Source organism: Pelagibacterium luteolum (assembly GCF_900100665.1).
Taxonomy (GTDB): Bacteria; Pseudomonadota; Alphaproteobacteria; order Rhizobiales; family Devosiaceae; genus Pelagibacterium; species Pelagibacterium luteolum.
The window spans coordinates 146,095-162,162 of the sequence record NZ_FNCS01000003.1; the positions used below are offsets into that span (position 1 = coordinate 146,095).

Below are 16,068 nucleotides of genomic sequence, written 5' to 3' on the forward strand. Positions count from 1 at the left end.
AAACATCGTCCCTGGCAAGGGCTCAGGCTGATTGAGCCATCCCTGCGGCGACGGCATTGATCTTAAGCCGTGCCCAAACGGGCAGATGATCCGAGCCGCGACGGGCAAGATCGGACTTGTGAACCCCGGACGCGGTCACCTCGATATCGAGGGTTGTGATAATTCGGTCAAAATTTAAAACCGGGCGGGAGGAATGAAAGCTTGGGCCCGGTGCAATCACTTGGTGGTTCTCGGCAAAATGCGCAAGGCACCCGCCTTCCGTTGTCCACTGGTTGAGATCGCCCATGATCACAGTGGGCAGCGCCTCATCAAGCACGTCGAGCTGGTTGAGGACGGATTGAGCCTGACGGCGACGCCACAAATCCACCAGTCCCAGGTGCAAACCGATAACCCTGATCTTGTCATCCCCGCGCTGCAGATCGGCCAGAACCGCGCCGCGCGGTTCGAGCGCCGGAAGCGTGAGGGTCATCGTATCGAGAACCGTCATCCCCTTGCGGTAAAGGATGGTGTTCCCATGCCATCCCAGACTCTGCTCACGGACACCGAAACTTATGGCAAAATAGTCGGTACGCTCGGCGATCATCTCCGGCGACAGCGATGTCGACCGGCTACCAAATCGGCGATCGACCTCCTGAAGCGCGATAACATCGGCATCGACCTCTGAAATGATGTCGAGAATACGGGCCGGATCGCGGCGCCAGTCGGTGCCGACGCTCTTGCGGATATTGTAGGATGCGACGCAAATCATGCCAGTCCCATTGTCGGTCGGTCGGTGGACGTCAATGACGCCGATACCCAATTGGTTGCGATGTCCAGCGTCGGCGAAGTACGAAGATGTCGATCAAAAACACCCCCAGCGCAACAACCAACCAGGGCCAGGCCAACGAACGCAGCACCCAATGCCGGTCTATCGCCGGTAGAGCTGCATCGCGGGCGAGAACCACGCCGCCCGATGCCTGTGCCAGCAGCTCTGGCTCACGGGGATCTCCAAACTGATGCCGAAGATGGGCTGGGTAGGCTTTAAACACCGTCACCTGTGATTCGATATCCCCACCGCGCGCCAAAAGTGTGGTCGGCCCGATGGGGGCCTGATCGATGCGACCGAAGTAACGTCCTGATCCAAATTCAACCATCTCGACCGGCACCCCCGTCTCGGCAACCGAGACTTCCAGCTTGTCGAGCGCCACCGCCTCGCCTTCGACACCCGTAATCTCCGACCAAATGTCAAAACCCTCTCCCTGCCGGTTCGCACGAATATCGATGCCCGGCCCGACAATGTCCGGGCCGATATCCCTCACGCTTTGCGACCAGAGCCTTGCAAAACCATCCAGCGCGGACCATGGCCCTGCGACTTCCGATACGGGATTCATGGCAAATGCGGTGACCGAGCCAGCACCGTAGCGCCAGTTGGCGGCCAGCGGCTGGGTCTCACCCTCGGCGTCGACAAGGGTCAGCATGAGCTGCGCATCGGGCTTGGCGGTTGTCTTCACGTGACGATCGAGGAGCGGCAAATCCACGAGATTGAGCCCGAGGCGACGCCCGTCAACGGCGACCGCCACCTCGGTGGGCTCGTCGACCACCACGGGATCGTCCAGCGTCATGATATCCTGCATCATGATGGCCGGAAGCGTCTGGAAATCCCGCGTTGCATAATAGACCCCGCCGCCATCCTCGGCGATCCGTTCAAGGCGGTCGGTCACAGCCGAACTCCCGGCGGCGACAGTCGATATCGTGATCTCCGAAGCTCGCGCGCGGTCCAGCAGCACCGAAAAATCCAATGGCTCCACCAGACCGTCGGTGATGACGACGATGTGGCTCAAGCTGGCATCGGCGGCTTCGAGAACACCAATCGCTTCACCAAGCGCTTCGAAAAGAGCCGTCCCGCCTCCAGGGATCACGTTCTCCAAAAGAGGCCCGATATCATCTTCGCCTCGCTCTTGAAGACTGACGATGGTCTGGGGCAGGTCATCAAAGCCGATGATGCCGATAAGGTCGTCAGGCTCCATCAGATCGGCAGCGTTGGCCAGTGCGGCCTTGGCGATATCGAGGCGCGTTACGGGACCGACTGGCGCTTCCATGCTGCCTGAGCGGTCCATGACAAAAATGATCGCGGTCTGCGGCCGGTCATGAGGCACGCGGCTCGAGAGCGGCGAAAGCGCCTCGAGAGGCGTACCATAATAGCCCCCTGCCCCGAACGCATTTTCATCTCCTGCGATCATCAAGCCTTTGCCGAACGTCCCCACCGCGGTTTGCAGCTGCTCGAGTTGATCGAACCGCAGATCGCGTGCGCCGACATCGAGCAGAACGATCTGATCATAGGCGAGCCACCCTTCCATCGCGCGCGGAGCAGCGTTCGGCGCAACGGTTTCGACCTCGAGCCCTTGATTGGCTACGATAGCCCTGAATGCCCCCCCCTGATCGCCGTCTCTGGCCACAACCAGCGTCCGGGGCGACGGCCCGACCGTAACCAGTGTCGCCTCGATATTGTTGGCCGTAATATCGTCATCGCTCGATTCCAGAACCATCTCGACAAGCTCGGCACCAACTGAGCCGGGCGTGAGCACGACGTCGGCCCGCGTAAGTCCGGCAACAAGCTCCAGCTGCCTCGAATCCACCGGGAGGCCGTTGCGGAGCGTGATCAGGCGCACCTCTCCGGGTCGGTCCGAATGAACGAGCCCGGTCACCCGAAACGTCTCGCCCATGGCAACGCCGGCTGGAGCGTCAATCGACACCATCGATACGTCCGAGCCCGCGGACGGCGCTACAGGAAGAATGTCGATGATTGGACCAGCTTGAGCAAATAGACGTTCTGCCAACGCCCCGTCATCTGTGACATCTCCCCCAAGAGCAACCCGCGGAGGTAAGGGCGCAAGCGCGAGCCCCAACTCGACCGCGCGCGCCCAGGAGAGTGGCAGAACACCTTCATTGTATGGAGCGTTTGCGGAAACTAGAACGCCGTCACGGTCGGCTCGCGGCGCCGCATTTGCCGCATCCACCACGATCACGCGCGTCGCCGTCGGCGCAAGGATGGGGACGGCAAGTGGTGGCAACGCAGCCCCCAGCGTCAGGATGGTCAAACCGCGCGCGGCAATCGTAAATCGGTGACGGGACATGAGATCAAGCACGCCACGCCCCACCAATCGTCGGCCAGCGAGATAAATTGCGAGTTCAGCGACCAGAAGTGCGATGGCCAGCCCGATCAGCCATACCCTGAGTTCGATCGAAGCATCTGGCCACCATTGCTCGATATCTTCACCGGGGTTCTCGCCTGGAAGAGATACAGCCGCGTTGACCGCGATCGGCGCGTCACCGGCCAAATAAAACCCAGCCTGGCGCGGGCGAAAAACGGCGTCCAAAACCGCGCCATTGCCTGAAAGACGCGAGCCGTCATAGACGATTTCGCCTGACGGAGATGTAATCTGTGCCGTGCGCTGCTCGCGATCTAGAGGACAGGCCAAGCCGGAAATGCACGTGGTGGCTGACCCTATTTGCATCCACTCGACAATATTGGCCACCAAAAGCGGAAAGGCAGGGTCCTGAACCCAGCTTTCTCCGGCGAAACGCGCGCTAAGATAGACCTCCCTGCCTATGGCCGTGGTGCGGGTAGCCAGGAGCGGATTGCCTGCCACCTGCGCCACGATCACAAGCCCCGGTGGCAATCCGCCCTCGACATACGCCAGACTGGGAATTGACGCCCAATCTATGTCCCACGACAACGGATGATCAGCATTCCAGCCCGACAGCACATCATCGGCAATTTGCCCCGGCTGCTGATTGCGGTCGATCGCCGACGCGCCCAGATACAATACGTTCGTATTCGGAGGCGTCTGCGGTCGCGGGCCGTCCAAAACAACGAGGTCGTAGGCGCTGGCGTCCTCTGGAAGGCTCTCGCTCTCTGAAATATCCACTTCTGTTGCGGCGCGAAGAGCACGCGCAATCTCAGGCACCGGCTCTCCAACAACAAGAACCTGGGCGCGAGCGGTTTCAATGACGGCATGGTGTCGATGCGAGGCGTTTTCGCTTCCCGGCGCTGCGTCGATTACCAGCCGTCCCTCACCTGGCAGATCGAGGCTCGCGGCAAAGCGTGCCGTTTGAATACCGTCGATCGTTTCCGAACCAACCGGCGCCACCGCACCCCAATCAAGAAAGTCGGCGTCACCCGCGCGGGCGTAATAGAAAGATACAGAATCGGGCATGGTGTCTGCCGAGCGGGCACGCAGATGGCCCTGAACCCGCCAGCGCTGGGTCGATCGATCAAAGCTGAGATCGTCAACGCGCAGCCCAAGGCCCCGCTCATCGGCGGGGTATGCGGTCGCGGAAACCGAAACGAGATCGCCCGGCTGGTAATGATCAAGCAAGCGCCAGCTTTCTGACGAGAGAATGTGAACACGCGTGCGCTCATCGTCTTCGACGATTGTATCCAACCAACGCGCAACGCCCGCCCAATCGGCGCGCTGATCGGTTGCGGACAGATCGGAGAGGTCACGCAAAGCCGTCATTGCATCGTCACGTCGAGCCGACACCAGACGCGCCCTGCCCTCCACACTGATGACTGAAAGCAGTCCCGTACCGGCGCCTTCGAGAACGGAGATGATCTCTCCGGCGTCGCTTTGCGCAATGCCATCTCCGACCGACATGGACCCCGAATTGTCGATCACCAGAACGGTATGGTCCGGAAAGTCGTCGGGTACGATCCGCAAATTGGCCGCCGCTAGGGTAATTGCTGCCAATGCCGCGAGCTGCAACAGCAAGGATGGCGTTAGGCGCGGCCATGCGATGTTTCGCGGTGCCGCTGATGTGGAGGTCAGCGTTCTCCAGATCGCAAGACTGGGCACCACCTGTCGACGCGGACGCTGGGCGTGCAAAAGCAAGATGGGAATGGCAGCCAAACCGAGCAGCAGCCAGATCGGATTTAATAGGATCATGCCCTATTCCTCGACCGGGCGGTCGAAATACTGAACGAGCACGTCGCGCCGACTGGCCGATATCGCGCCATGACGGCCGGGTTGCTCCGGCAATTTCCGCCATTGACCGCTGGCTGCGTCCAGACTGCCGCCGGGACCGAGCGTCGTCACGGTCTCGGGCGCCTGATTCTGCGCCATCGACCGATCGCCCTCGGCGACGCGGTCAGTCGCGACGGTAAGAAACGTCCTGAGGGCATCGAGCGATTGCGATGCGTTGGGGCCAAGCAAATCCTCGGTACCTTGGCCAGCGAGAGCGCTGTCCCCGCGGCCCGACTGCGAAGCCGCACCAATCAACATGCCCTCACGCCCAGCGACATCGGCGTCGGAACGCGCGGTTGAGCCCAGAGCCTGCGCCGCATCACCAGTCGGGGTCGACCGGTCAGCACTGTAATTGGTGTCGGCGGGTCCCATGCAACTCTCTTCGCCGTCGATCTGACACGGCCCCTCGACCGGACCGGTCGGCAAATCATCCGGAACGATGTCGGACCGTTGTGCCCCAGGTGCTGTTGATGTCGCGATGCCACCCTCGGCCGGGATATCTGTCGCCGGCCCCTCCTCGGGTCCCTGAGGCGTCGGTGCTTGAGCGGTCGGTTCCGCGCCATTGGCCGCATCAATACCGGAGCGCAACGCGATGGCGCCCTGCTCGACTCGCTGCTGCAACTGCGCAAGCTGATCGATTAGTGTCCGCCCGGACTCGCCGCCTCGCGCCGCTTGCAGCGCCGGACCGGCATGCGAACCGATAGCATCCAGATCGTCAGCCAGTTGGCGCCGCGTGACCGAATGTTGGTTGGCACTTTCACGCGACATCTCAGCCAAGGATCGGGAAATGGCCATGAGGTACTGCTCACCCTGCGCCACACCCTCGTTTTCCAGCCTTATTGCAATGTCGTCGAGCGCCGCGACGATCGCTTGCAATTCCACTCCTTCGATCATTGTCGAAGGCGTTAGGGAAGCCGAAGACTGCGGCGCGATGAAAGCGCTGACCAGAACCGATGCGGACAGCAGAAGGGTCGCCACGATCAATGTCCGACTGACTCCCGGCACAAGGTCAGCGGGAACGATCTGCCTTGCCAGTTGCTCAGCCTGCAGGATTAGTCGTTGAGCGAAAACGTTTTTGTCGCTCCGCCGCGTTTCCAGAACGGTTCTGAATATCTCTCGTCCGCTCAAGATGCGGTCGGCCGCTATCGCCAGGGCGCGATCGGACGGTTGGTGTAAAAACCCTCTGACCGCCATGCCGAAAAATACCGCCGCGCTGGAGACGGCGATGATGGCCGCAGGCAAATCCATGCCAAAATACGCAGTCACCCGAAGCGTCAGAACAGCAGCCATCGCAGCGCACAAGGTCACAAGCAGCGTCAGGACGATTTCGCGGAGAATATAGTGGCGTCGGGCACTTTGCAGGCGCGACTGCAGCAAATCGAGTTCAGGGTGTGAATAAGCGAAATCGGTCATCAGCAGGATCTCGCTCCAGCATTAGGCGCCCTCAGAAACCGCCCACGCTGTAAGGCACGCTATCCAGTCCCGCCTCGACAATGAGACTTTCGATCGTGCCATCCTCAATCATTGAGGCAATCGCGTCATCCACGAGGGTGCGGAGATAGGTATTGCTCGTGAGCATGATACCACCGGTCTCAATTTCCGCGGCCGTATCGGGCGTTATGGAAAACTGCGTCAGATCGAGGTCTGGCTGTTCTGCCAACACGGTGGCCAGTGTAGGCCCATAGATGACCATGCCGCCGAGCGTACCATCGACCAATCGCGTCACCATGAGGTCGATGTCGCCATAGGGCAGGATTTGCCAGCGCTGGTCCTGCGGCAATGTCGCTGCATAGCGCATGGCGGTCGTGTAGCCAAAGGATGCCACCCGCGCGCCGAGTCGCTGATCGGAAGGGATATCGGCAAGCCGCTGCACCTGGGGATCGGTCGTGACCCCGACATAGCTGAATCCGGCATAAGGACGCGTCGGCGAAAATTCTTCAGGATAAAGGTTTGGCCCCAGGCCCATGCCGAGGATGATGTCGCAGTCGTTCACCAGGCTCACATAGAGATCCTGTCCGGCAAACTCGCCGCCAATGCCATACCCGGCCCCAAGCTCGGTGTACTCGCTCTCGAGCAACAGCCGATCGGCAATGGCCTCGCCGACACTACGATCGAATTCCGCAGTAGGGACACCGCTGAACTGGCACAGGCGGACTGTGCTGCCGGTATTGAGGCGCCACGTCTCGAGCATTGAACGATCGATGCTCTCCGATACCTGCGCATTGGCCGAAGTCGAAATGAGCAGCGCGAGGCTCATCGCGATAAACGAGCCGGTAACGCGCGAAGCACTGACGCTGGAAATGACCATGAGACGAATCAACATTCGGCTGGGAGATTAAAGACAAATCCCCCGGGGCCAGATTGGCCCCGGGGGTCAAACACGTCGTACCGCTTATTCGCCCTGGTTAGGGAGACGGAATACGTGGATCGAGTTACCGCCGAGACGCGGGGTCGCAAGGCCACCAGGGGTCAGAGCCGCATGGGTCTGGTTGCTCTGGCCGGCTGCAATCACGAGATACTGGACGCCATCGACTTCATAAGTCGCAGGTGTACCACCAACGGGAGCCTGCAGGCGATGCTGCCACAGGGTTTCGCCGGTCTCGTCATCGAGTGCCTTGATATAGCGGTCAGCGTCGCCGACAAACAGCAGGCGGCCGGCAGTCGGCAGGATCGAGCTGGTGAAGCGCGGGCCCTGCTGAACGTCGAACGCATGCTCGCCGTCGATTGCGTTAAGCGCATGAAGCGAACCGACACCGGTCGCGTCTGGAGCCAGCGATTCGCCAAAGCCCTGGATCATGCCCATTGCCGTACCGGGAGCAGCTTCGCTCATTTCGGTCGCAGCCATGGTCTGGCAGGTATTGGCAGCCTGGACATAGAACAGGCCGGTATCGGGGCTGTATGCGCTGGCCTGCCACAGACGGCCGCCAGGAATGGCGGGGCAGAATGTGACGGCTTCGCCGAACTCTGTCGGGATGATCTCGACATTGGCCGTTGCGCGGCCGGTTTCGGGATCGATGTCGCTAACGACGTTCTGGTAGACGGTTTCTTCTGCCCAGATGAATTCGCCGGTTTCGGCATCAAGACCGAACGTAATGCCGTTCTTGCCCGGTGTCGTGACGATCATCTTGCGCATTTCGCCGTCGACTTCAGCATCGATAATCAGACGTTCGAACGGGGAATCGAGATCCCAGTTGTCGCGCGGCAGGTGCTGGAAGTACCACTTCAGCTCGCCCGTATCGGCATCGAATGCCAGGGTCGAGTTGGTGTAGAGAACGTCGTTGTCACCGGTACCACGGGTGATTTCCATGTACGGAATAGGCATGCCCGTACCGAAATACACCATGTTGAGGTCAGGATCGTAGGAAGCCGTTGCCCAGGGCGTTGCGCCCCAGCGGTTTTCCTGCGGCACGCCACCCCAGCTGTCTTCGAAGTCAGGGTTGTTCGGATCTTCGAGCGTATTGAAGCGCCAGAGTTCTTCACCGGTTTCAGCATCGTGAGCGGTGATCCAGCAAGCGCCGGCCGTTCCCACAATCGAACACCCGGACGTACCGGCAAAGATCTTGCCGTCAGCGATCAGCGGGCCGGCAGTGTAGCTATACCCGGCTTCCCAATCGTTGACCTGGACTTCCCAGTTGATCTGGCCAGTCAGCGCGTCGAGCGAAATCAGCTTCGCATCGACAGTGGTCAGGATGACGTCATCGCCGTAAAGGGCGATTGAGTTCTTCTGACGCATGGCCTGGTTGTTGTGATAGCCACCCTGGAATTCCGGGCGGGTATGCGTATAGGACCACAGAAGGTCACCAGTCTCGGCGTCGAGCGCTTCGACATAGTTGTTGTTGGTCGCAAGGAACATGATGCCGTCATGGATGATCGGCATGACTTCCTGCTGACCGGCTTCGCCCAGAGCCCAGCTCCACGCCAGCTCGAGATCGCCGACAGTGTCCTGGTTGATCTGATCGAGCGGGCTGTAACCCCAGCTGTTGACCGTACGACGCCAGCTCAGCCAATCGGCCGGATCGGGATCGAGGATCATCTCGTCAGTGACGGGCGAGTATTCGCGGCCCGAGGTATCGTCTGCCACTTCGGTGACCGGCTCGGCGACTTCGGCAGCAGGAGCTGCTGCGGCAGCATCGGCTTCCGGCGCTGCATCTTCTTCCTCGGCGGCGGCGTCATCGGGCGCTTCGGCGCCGGCACCCGGCGTCAACTGCGCCAGAATGGTCGGCTCGGGCGGCAGTTCTTCGCTACCTGTCGGCATGCCGTTCGCAGTCAGGAGATAGCCCACGATGTCCGCATACTGCTGCGCGGGAAGGCTACCAGGTGCGTCGGCCGGCATTGCGGTCGACACGTAATTGAAAAACAGCTCAGCGTTGGGATAATTCGCAAAGCTGGAAATGATGTCGCTGCCATGGCAGGTCGCGCATCGCTGCTCATAGGTCGACTGACCACGCGCGGCTTGCTCTTCGGTAACGTAGTCCTGCGCGTAAAGTGCGCCGGCGCTGCCGAGTCCCCATATCGCCGCGAGGCCGAAAATGCTCACGCCGCGATGCAGATATTTGCGAGACCCGAATTCGCGATTACGGGAAATGCTGCTCACACTCGTCTCCTCTTACGTCGTATGAAATTGCAGCGCCAACGGGCTGGATTAATCGGCTTTCGATTTGCAATCCTGCGCGCAGTACTGAATTTTATACTCTATTTTACGGTATGAATTGAGTACATTGCGCCCAATTCAATTTGGTTTAATTCGATTGCACAGATGATGCGGTACACCATTGCGCTACATCGCAAGCGATTGTACGCATTGCCTTGCGCACAGACAAGTAGCGAAACGCAATTCCGAATAGCGGAATTAATCCTACTAATGATCTGGCGCGAGAGGAGGATTCCAAGCCGTGCCATGGACCGTAGATTTATCGGCCCAACAGATTTTCTATCGCGTCTTCGCTGCCGTGATAGCAGTGGCGCTGCATGGATTTGTGACGGCTGGACTCGCGCGCCTTTTGGGGGATCGCGGTCCCCAATATGATGGCCGACTGACACTCAATCCGTTCCGGCACATCGACCCGATAGGAATGCTCTGTGCGGTTCTGGTCCTGTTTGGATGGAGCCGTCCACCAAAGATCGATCCAGCGGAACTCAGATTCGGTCGCTTGGCGCTACCGATCATTGTTTTTGCGTCGATTCTGACACTTATCGCCTTTGCGGCAGGTCTCTGGGCGCTCCGACCGCTGGCGTTTTCACTTATGCCATCGAGTTCTGTCAGCTACGTCGCCGTCGGCCTGCTCGAAACCATCGCGCAGATGTCTGTCTATATGGCCGTGATCAACGTGCTTCCATTGCCACCGCTCGGTGCAGGATTTCTCGTTTTAGCGCTCGCGCCGGCCGCCTATCGTTGGATCGAAAAGCGGATGGTGTTTTTTTCGATCGCAGTCGGCGCATTGTGCCTGTTCTGGGCCCCCACGGCGCTTTCGGGCTTAGCACGCTCAATCCTCAGACTGGTCACGGGCGGGTAGGATGTTGACGTCATGAATTCAGCTTCAGTCGATCCCGGCGCCCAACTCGACCGCCTTCGTGCCGTCGTCGGCGACATCCGCGCATCGCTGCGCGATACGGTGATCGGTCAACACGAGACGACCGATCTGATGCTCATCGCTTTATTGGCAGGCGGTCACGTTCTGCTTGAGGGCCCTCCAGGTGTCGGGAAGACCCTTATGGTTCGCGCCCTCGCCACCGCCACCGGCCTCGATTTCGCACGCGTTCAGTTCACCCCTGATCTTATGCCAGCTGACATTACCGGCACATCCGTGCTCACCCCCGATGACGAGGGACGCACGCATCTCGAATTCCGAAAAGGTCCGGTATTTTCCCAACTCCTTCTCGCCGACGAAATCAACCGTGCAACACCTCGCACCCAGTCGGCACTGCTTGAGGCGATGCAGGAAGGCACCGTGTCCGCTGCAGGCACCACGCGCCGCCTGCCACGACCATTTTTCGTCCTTGCGACCCAGAACCCAATCGAGATGGACGGAACCTACGTTCTTCCCGAAGCCCAGATCGATCGTTTCCTGTTCCGGATCGATGTCGGCTATCCCGACGAGGCCGTTCTCACGCGCATTCTCGAAACCACTACCGGCGAGACCCAGCCGCAGCCCGAGCCCGTAGCCCGTGACCGGGACGTCATCGACATGCAGCATCTGGTGCGGCGGATGCCCATCGCCCCGTCGCTGCACCAGGCCATCGCGAAGTTTTGTATCGCCACGCAACCGCACGGCCCGCATTCCGATGATAAGGTAAACCGCTACGTCCGGTTCGGTGTCAGTCCACGCGGCGCGCAAGCGCTCGTGGTCGCTGCAAAAGCCCGCGCCTTCGCCCATGGCCGCAATCACGTGTCGATCGACGACCTGCGTCATGTCCTTTTGCCCGTGACGCGCCACCGGGTTCAGGCCAATTTCGAGGGACGCGCCGCCGGCATCGACATCGAAAGTTTGATCATGAACCTCTTTGATCGCACGATGGAACACGCCTGATGCGACCGCCCGCCGCCCTGCTTGATCAACTGGGCCGAACCCGCCTCATGCCTGCGACGATGGCAGGAAGCGCATCGATCGGCGAGCGCCGGTCCAGGCGCAAGGGCCAGGGTCTGGAGTTTATCGACCACCGCCCGTATCGCGAAGGCGACGATACACGTCATCTCGATCCCCACCTTTATGCGCGCACGGGCGAATACTATTTGCGGGAGTTCGCGCGCGATCAGCAATTGCCCGTTGTCGTCCTTCTCGACACCAGTCCCTCGATGGGCGCTGCCGGCACCGCAAAACTCCACCTTTCGCAGCAGCTTGCGCAGATTTTAGGGTTTATCGCGCTAGCCGGTGGCGACAGTGTGCGGATTGCCACCATCGACCGCCAAGGCCTTGCCGTCTCCGATCGCTGGCAGGGCGTCGCGCGCAGCGAAAACCTGTTCGCTTGGATATCGGAACGCTCAGCCAGTGTCGGCACTCCGCTCGCAGCGAGTGCGGAAAGGCTCGTGAAGTCACTCACTGAACACGCGCTCATCATCACGCTCAGTGACTGGTGGGATGAGGATTTACCGGCAGCGATCGCCGTTCTTGCGCAAGCCGGCCATACCGTCCTGGGCATCCAGATATTATCCGCGACTGAGCAGGATCCCGCCAAACTTGGCGACGGGCTGATGACAATCGTCGACAGCGAAAGCGGAGAGGAGCGCGCTATCGTCATTGACGAGCATATCGTTGAGCAATACCGCGAGGCGCTTGAAACGCACCGCAATCATCTGCTGACCGCGTTTCGTTCGCGCGGCTGGTCGTTTGTGTCATTGACCGACGAGGACGATTTGGCGGACATCTGCCTGACGAAATTCCGGAGCTTGGGAGTGGTGTCATGAGCAGCGTAGAGACCTACCCCGAAGGCTTGGCGATAACCGTCGAGGGCGTTTCCAAGCGCTTCGGACGCACCCTCGCGCTCGACGATGTCAGTCTCGCCGTGCCCCACGGCACCGTTTTCGCGCTATTGGGCCCGAACGGTGCCGGAAAATCGACACTCATCGACATCCTCTGCACGATCGGCCGTCCTGATAGCGGCCGAGCGCTCATCGCCGGGATCGACGTGGTCAAACAGCCCCTCGCGGCGCGCCGACAGCTCGGCGTCGTCTTTCAGGAAACCACGCTCGATACGCGCCTTACGGTGCGCGAGAACCTCTCCTTCCACGGCATGGTCTACCAGATGGGCCGCAGGGAACGGCTGACCCGTACGGACGAAATGCTCGAACTGGTGGATCTGACCGACTGGGCGGACTCAGAGGTCAAAACCCTGTCGTCAGGCATGCGTCGCCGCCTCGAAATTGCGCGCGCCCTCATGCACCGGCCGCAAATCCTGTTCCTTGATGAGCCGACGGTCGGGCTGGACGCTCAGGCACGCGCCCGCATCTGGGACTATATCGCAGCCCTCCGCGCGCAACAGGACCTGACCGTAATCGTCACCACTCACTATATCGAAGAGGTCGATGCCTGCGACGACATCTGCATCATCGACCGCGGCAAGATCCTCGCAAAGGGCAGCCCGGACGCGCTGAAATCGCAGCATGGATCGACTTTGCTTAAGGTGACCCCAAGGTCGGACGAAGCTCGCGCCGCAATTCTCGCGCGCTACCCGGATGCGGTAGCGGGCGCCGAGAGCCAACTGCTTATCCAGATGACGGCGACCGATAGCGCCGATGCAATTCTTGCAGAATTCGGCAATCAGTTGCGCCAGATTTCCATAGACCAGCCAAGCTTGGAGAGCGTTTTTCTCTCGCTCACCGGCCGCGATCTCCGCGAAGCCCCGCCGGTATCCAGGAAGGCGAGGCGCAATGGCTAGCGCGTCCCGCACCAACCAGGAATACTCAGCGCTCACCATAGCTGCGACGCGCATCGGATTTCTGATCCTGTTGCTGGCGCTGTGGTGGCTGGCGTCGATCAACGTCGCCCGCAATATCATCCCCTCGCCCTTGGCAACTTACCATGCGGCGGGACGACTGTTTTCCGAGGGGCGGCTGCAGCAAGGTCTGCTGGACAGCGTCACTGTCTATCTCAGCGGCTATGGCATCGCGATCCTCATCGCCATCCCGCTTGGCGTTGCCATGGGCGCGTTCAATCTGTTCGGCCGCACGCTCGAGATCTATGTCTATGCCCTGTCCGCGACGCCGCGGGTTGCCTTCATTCCGCTGATCATCGTCCTGCTCGGTCTGGGCATCGAGGCCAAGGTGTTCATCGTCATGCTAGGCGCCGTAATGCCGATCCTAATCAACACCTATGCCGGGGTCCGGCAGGCCGATCCCGAACTCATCGAAATGGCGCGCTCGGTCGGTGCCGGGCGCCTGCGCATTTTCTCGCGCATCGTCATTCCCGGTGCGATACCCTACGTCATCGTCGGACTGCGCCTGGGCGCAACGATCGGACTGATCAACACCGTCGTGGCCGAACTTTACACGGCCGTGTCCGGGCTCGGCGGTCTTCTGGCGATCTATGGCAACACCTTTCGCATGGCCGAATACTTCGTCATCGTCCTTTGCCTTGCGGCGATCGGTGTTGTCGTCACTGAGAGCCTTCGCATTATCGAAAACCGCCTCGGCCGTTGGCGCGACTGACGCCAAGGCGCAAACTCTGGAGAGAAAAATGATCATCAAACGCGTTCTCACACTGCTCGCTGCAGGCACGGCGATCGTTGCCTTCTCCGGCACGGCAAACGCCCAGTCCGATGAACCCTTCCGCCTCATCGTAACGCATCTCGAAGTGCCGCTCGTTCCCAACTCCGTCATGGATCTTGCCGTCGAGCTCGGCTATTTCGAACGCGAAGGGGTCGATGTCGAACTCGTGCGGGTACAGCAGACACCCTCTGCACTGGCCGCCCTTCAATCGGGCGAGGGCGACATGGCCAACGTGGGCATTGACGCCCTGCTTCAGGTCATCAATTCCGGTGCGACCGATTTCCGCGCCGTCACCTCACCAAACAAATCGCTGCCCTTCCTGATCGCATCGCGTGAAGAGATCGCGACGCCGCAGGATCTCGTCGGCGCAAGTTTTGGCGTGGGCCGCGTCGGCAGCCTCGATCATTCGCTCTCCACGCTCGTCCTGGCCAGCATGGATGTCGATATCGAGGATACCGAACTGGTCAATCTCGGCCAGCCGAACGTGCGCGCTCAGGCCCTTGCCGCCGGTCAGATCGATGCAACCACCATGTCGATCGGCACTTGGGCCGAGCTGCCCGACACGACGGGCCTTCATGTCCTTATCGATCAGGACGCCTACTATGAGGCGGCGCCCGTCGTAAACAAGGTCAATGCCGTACCCGGAAATGTGCTCGAGGATCGGCCGGAGGATGTTGAAGCGGTGATCCGCGCGCTGGTCAAGATCAGCCGCGATTTCGCAGCCGATCCGCAGCTCTGGGTCGATGCGATGTCGGACGCCCTGCCCCAGACCGACGTCGCAGTCCTGGAAATGCTGGCCGATGCCTTCGCCGAGAGTTGGAGCGTCAATGGCGGCATGAGCGCCGCCGAACTGAGCTACACTTCGGACTGGCTGTATGCCACACCCGACTTTTCCGAAATCGCGCCGCTGGAATTGCAGGACTGGGTGGATTTCGGTCCCCTCGATGCCGTCCTCGCCGAACTGGGCACCGAAGACGCGATGGATCCTGCGGATAGATGACACCTCTCGCCGCCGGAACGCCGATCGAACATGCTGGAACCGCGAATACCGCGGCTCGAGCACCGCAACTTGTGTTCGATCACGTCAATAAGGCGTTCGGACGGTCCGATGGGTCCTCGGCGCTGGCATTGGCCGATGTGTCCTTGTCGATCGATGACCACAAGTTTGTTGCGGTCATCGGGCCTTCCGGCTGCGGCAAGACCACCCTGCTCCGGATTGCCAACGGCCTGATCGCGCCGGACTCGGGGACCGTCTCCGTCAAGGGGCGGCCCCCGGTACCCGGCCCGGATACTGGATTCGTCTTCCAGGGGTTCCGATTGATCCCGTGGGCAACGGTGCTTGGGAATGTGGAATTCGCTCTCGAAACGCTGGACCTGTCCGCGTCCGAACGCCGCGACCGCGCGAATACATATCTCGAACTCGTTGGCCTCACCCGCTGGGCCACGAGCTACCCCGGCCAGCTCTCGGGCGGGATGAAACAACGCGTTGCATTGGCTCGCGCATTGGCCGGCGAGCCACAGATGTTGCTCATGGACGAACCGTTCGCGAGTCTCGACGCCCAAACGCGCGAACTTATGCAGATCGAACTGCTTCACATCTGGAACCGCCGCAAGCCCACTGTTCTGTTTGTCACCCACAGCGTCGATGAAGCGCTACTGCTCGCGGACACAGTAGTCCTGATGTCGACCGGCCGTATTCTCGAAGTGATCGATGTGCCCCTCGCCCGTCCCCGCCAGCTCGATGCTGCCCGGTCGGACCAGGACTTCATAACCCTCCGCAATCATCTGTGGAACCGGATCAGGGACCTCGTGCTCACCGATCCCGCGTCGGCCTTTTTCGGCCGCGAGCTGAACCAATAGGAG

The 16,068-nt window shown here is 60.6% G+C and carries 12 protein-coding genes; 7 read left to right on the top strand and 5 right to left on the bottom strand.

What is annotated here, in order from left to right:
* Positions 1-22: 22 nt before the first annotated feature.
* The 5 genes from BLR31_RS07210 to BLR31_RS07230 all read right to left on the bottom strand — a co-directional run bounded on the left by BLR31_RS07210 (position 23) and on the right by BLR31_RS07230 (position 9,597).
* Positions 23-799: an endonuclease/exonuclease/phosphatase family protein gene (locus BLR31_RS07210; RefSeq protein ID WP_244504974.1), complete on the bottom strand. Its 777-nt coding sequence runs from the start codon at positions 797-799 to the stop codon at positions 23-25.
* On the bottom strand, positions 780-4,925 hold the full coding sequence (locus tag BLR31_RS07215; RefSeq protein ID WP_090594111.1) for a vWA domain-containing protein: 4,146 nt from the start codon (positions 4,923-4,925) through the stop codon (positions 780-782). Before BLR31_RS07215 ends, BLR31_RS07210 begins: the two co-directional genes overlap by 20 nt.
* 3 nt (positions 4,926-4,928) lie before the next feature.
* Positions 4,929-6,416: a hypothetical protein gene (locus BLR31_RS07220; RefSeq protein ID WP_090594113.1), complete on the bottom strand. Its 1,488-nt coding sequence runs from the start codon at positions 6,414-6,416 to the stop codon at positions 4,929-4,931.
* 31 nt (positions 6,417-6,447) lie between these two features.
* Entirely contained in the window at positions 6,448-7,311 is an 864-nt protein-coding gene (locus tag BLR31_RS07225) for a type 2 periplasmic-binding domain-containing protein (protein WP_176762561.1), read from the bottom strand.
* Positions 7,312-7,395: 84 nt separating this feature from the next.
* Positions 7,396-9,597, bottom strand: a complete 2,202-nt coding sequence (locus BLR31_RS07230; RefSeq protein WP_090594119.1) for an outer membrane protein assembly factor BamB family protein — start codon at positions 9,595-9,597, stop codon at positions 7,396-7,398.
* A gap of 298 nt (positions 9,598-9,895) precedes the next feature.
* Here BLR31_RS07230 and BLR31_RS07235 point away from each other — a divergent pair, with 298 nt between their 5' ends.
* The 7 genes from BLR31_RS07235 to BLR31_RS07265 are packed head-to-tail and all read left to right on the top strand — an operon-like array spanning position 9,896 to position 16,065.
* Entirely contained in the window at positions 9,896-10,516 is a 621-nt protein-coding gene (locus BLR31_RS07235; RefSeq protein ID WP_090594121.1) for a site-2 protease family protein, read from the top strand.
* Positions 10,517-10,528: 12 nt separating this feature from the next.
* Positions 10,529-11,530: an AAA family ATPase gene (locus tag BLR31_RS07240; RefSeq protein ID WP_090594123.1), complete on the top strand. Its 1,002-nt coding sequence runs from the start codon at positions 10,529-10,531 to the stop codon at positions 11,528-11,530.
* Entirely contained in the window at positions 11,530-12,405 is an 876-nt protein-coding gene (locus tag BLR31_RS07245; RefSeq protein ID WP_090594126.1) for a DUF58 domain-containing protein, read from the top strand. Before BLR31_RS07240 ends, BLR31_RS07245 begins: the two co-directional genes overlap by 1 nt.
* Positions 12,402-13,376: an ABC transporter ATP-binding protein gene (locus tag BLR31_RS07250; protein WP_090594130.1), complete on the top strand. Its 975-nt coding sequence runs from the start codon at positions 12,402-12,404 to the stop codon at positions 13,374-13,376. Before BLR31_RS07245 ends, BLR31_RS07250 begins: the two co-directional genes overlap by 4 nt.
* Complete coding sequence (locus BLR31_RS07255) at positions 13,369-14,145, top strand: ABC transporter permease (protein ID WP_090594133.1); 777 nt, start codon at positions 13,369-13,371, stop codon at positions 14,143-14,145. Before BLR31_RS07250 ends, BLR31_RS07255 begins: the two co-directional genes overlap by 8 nt.
* Before the next feature lie 28 nt (positions 14,146-14,173).
* Entirely contained in the window at positions 14,174-15,205 is a 1,032-nt protein-coding gene (locus tag BLR31_RS07260; protein WP_090594135.1) for an ABC transporter substrate-binding protein, read from the top strand.
* Positions 15,202-16,065: an ABC transporter ATP-binding protein gene (locus tag BLR31_RS07265; RefSeq protein ID WP_090594138.1), complete on the top strand. Its 864-nt coding sequence runs from the start codon at positions 15,202-15,204 to the stop codon at positions 16,063-16,065. The genes BLR31_RS07260 and BLR31_RS07265 overlap by 4 nt, the downstream gene beginning before the upstream one ends.
* The last annotated feature ends 3 nt before the right edge of the window (positions 16,066-16,068 follow it).

Coding starts and splice junctions, on each gene's coding strand:
- BLR31_RS07245 (WP_090594126.1), top strand. CDS start 11,530: ATGCGACCGCCCGCCGCCCTGCTTGATCAACTGGGCCGAACCCGCCTC.
- BLR31_RS07260 (WP_090594135.1), top strand. CDS start 14,174: ATGATCATCAAACGCGTTCTCACACTGCTCGCTGCAGGCACGGCGATC.
- BLR31_RS07255 (WP_090594133.1), top strand. CDS start 13,369: ATGGCTAGCGCGTCCCGCACCAACCAGGAATACTCAGCGCTCACCATA.
- BLR31_RS07240 (WP_090594123.1), top strand. CDS start 10,529: ATGAATTCAGCTTCAGTCGATCCCGGCGCCCAACTCGACCGCCTTCGT.
- BLR31_RS07220 (WP_090594113.1), bottom strand. CDS start 6,416: ATGACCGATTTCGCTTATTCACACCCTGAACTCGATTTGCTGCAGTCG.
- BLR31_RS07250 (WP_090594130.1), top strand. CDS start 12,402: ATGAGCAGCGTAGAGACCTACCCCGAAGGCTTGGCGATAACCGTCGAG.
- BLR31_RS07265 (WP_090594138.1), top strand. CDS start 15,202: ATGACACCTCTCGCCGCCGGAACGCCGATCGAACATGCTGGAACCGCG.
- BLR31_RS07215 (WP_090594111.1), bottom strand. CDS start 4,925: ATGATCCTATTAAATCCGATCTGGCTGCTGCTCGGTTTGGCTGCCATT.
- BLR31_RS07225 (WP_176762561.1), bottom strand. CDS start 7,311: ATGGTCATTTCCAGCGTCAGTGCTTCGCGCGTTACCGGCTCGTTTATC.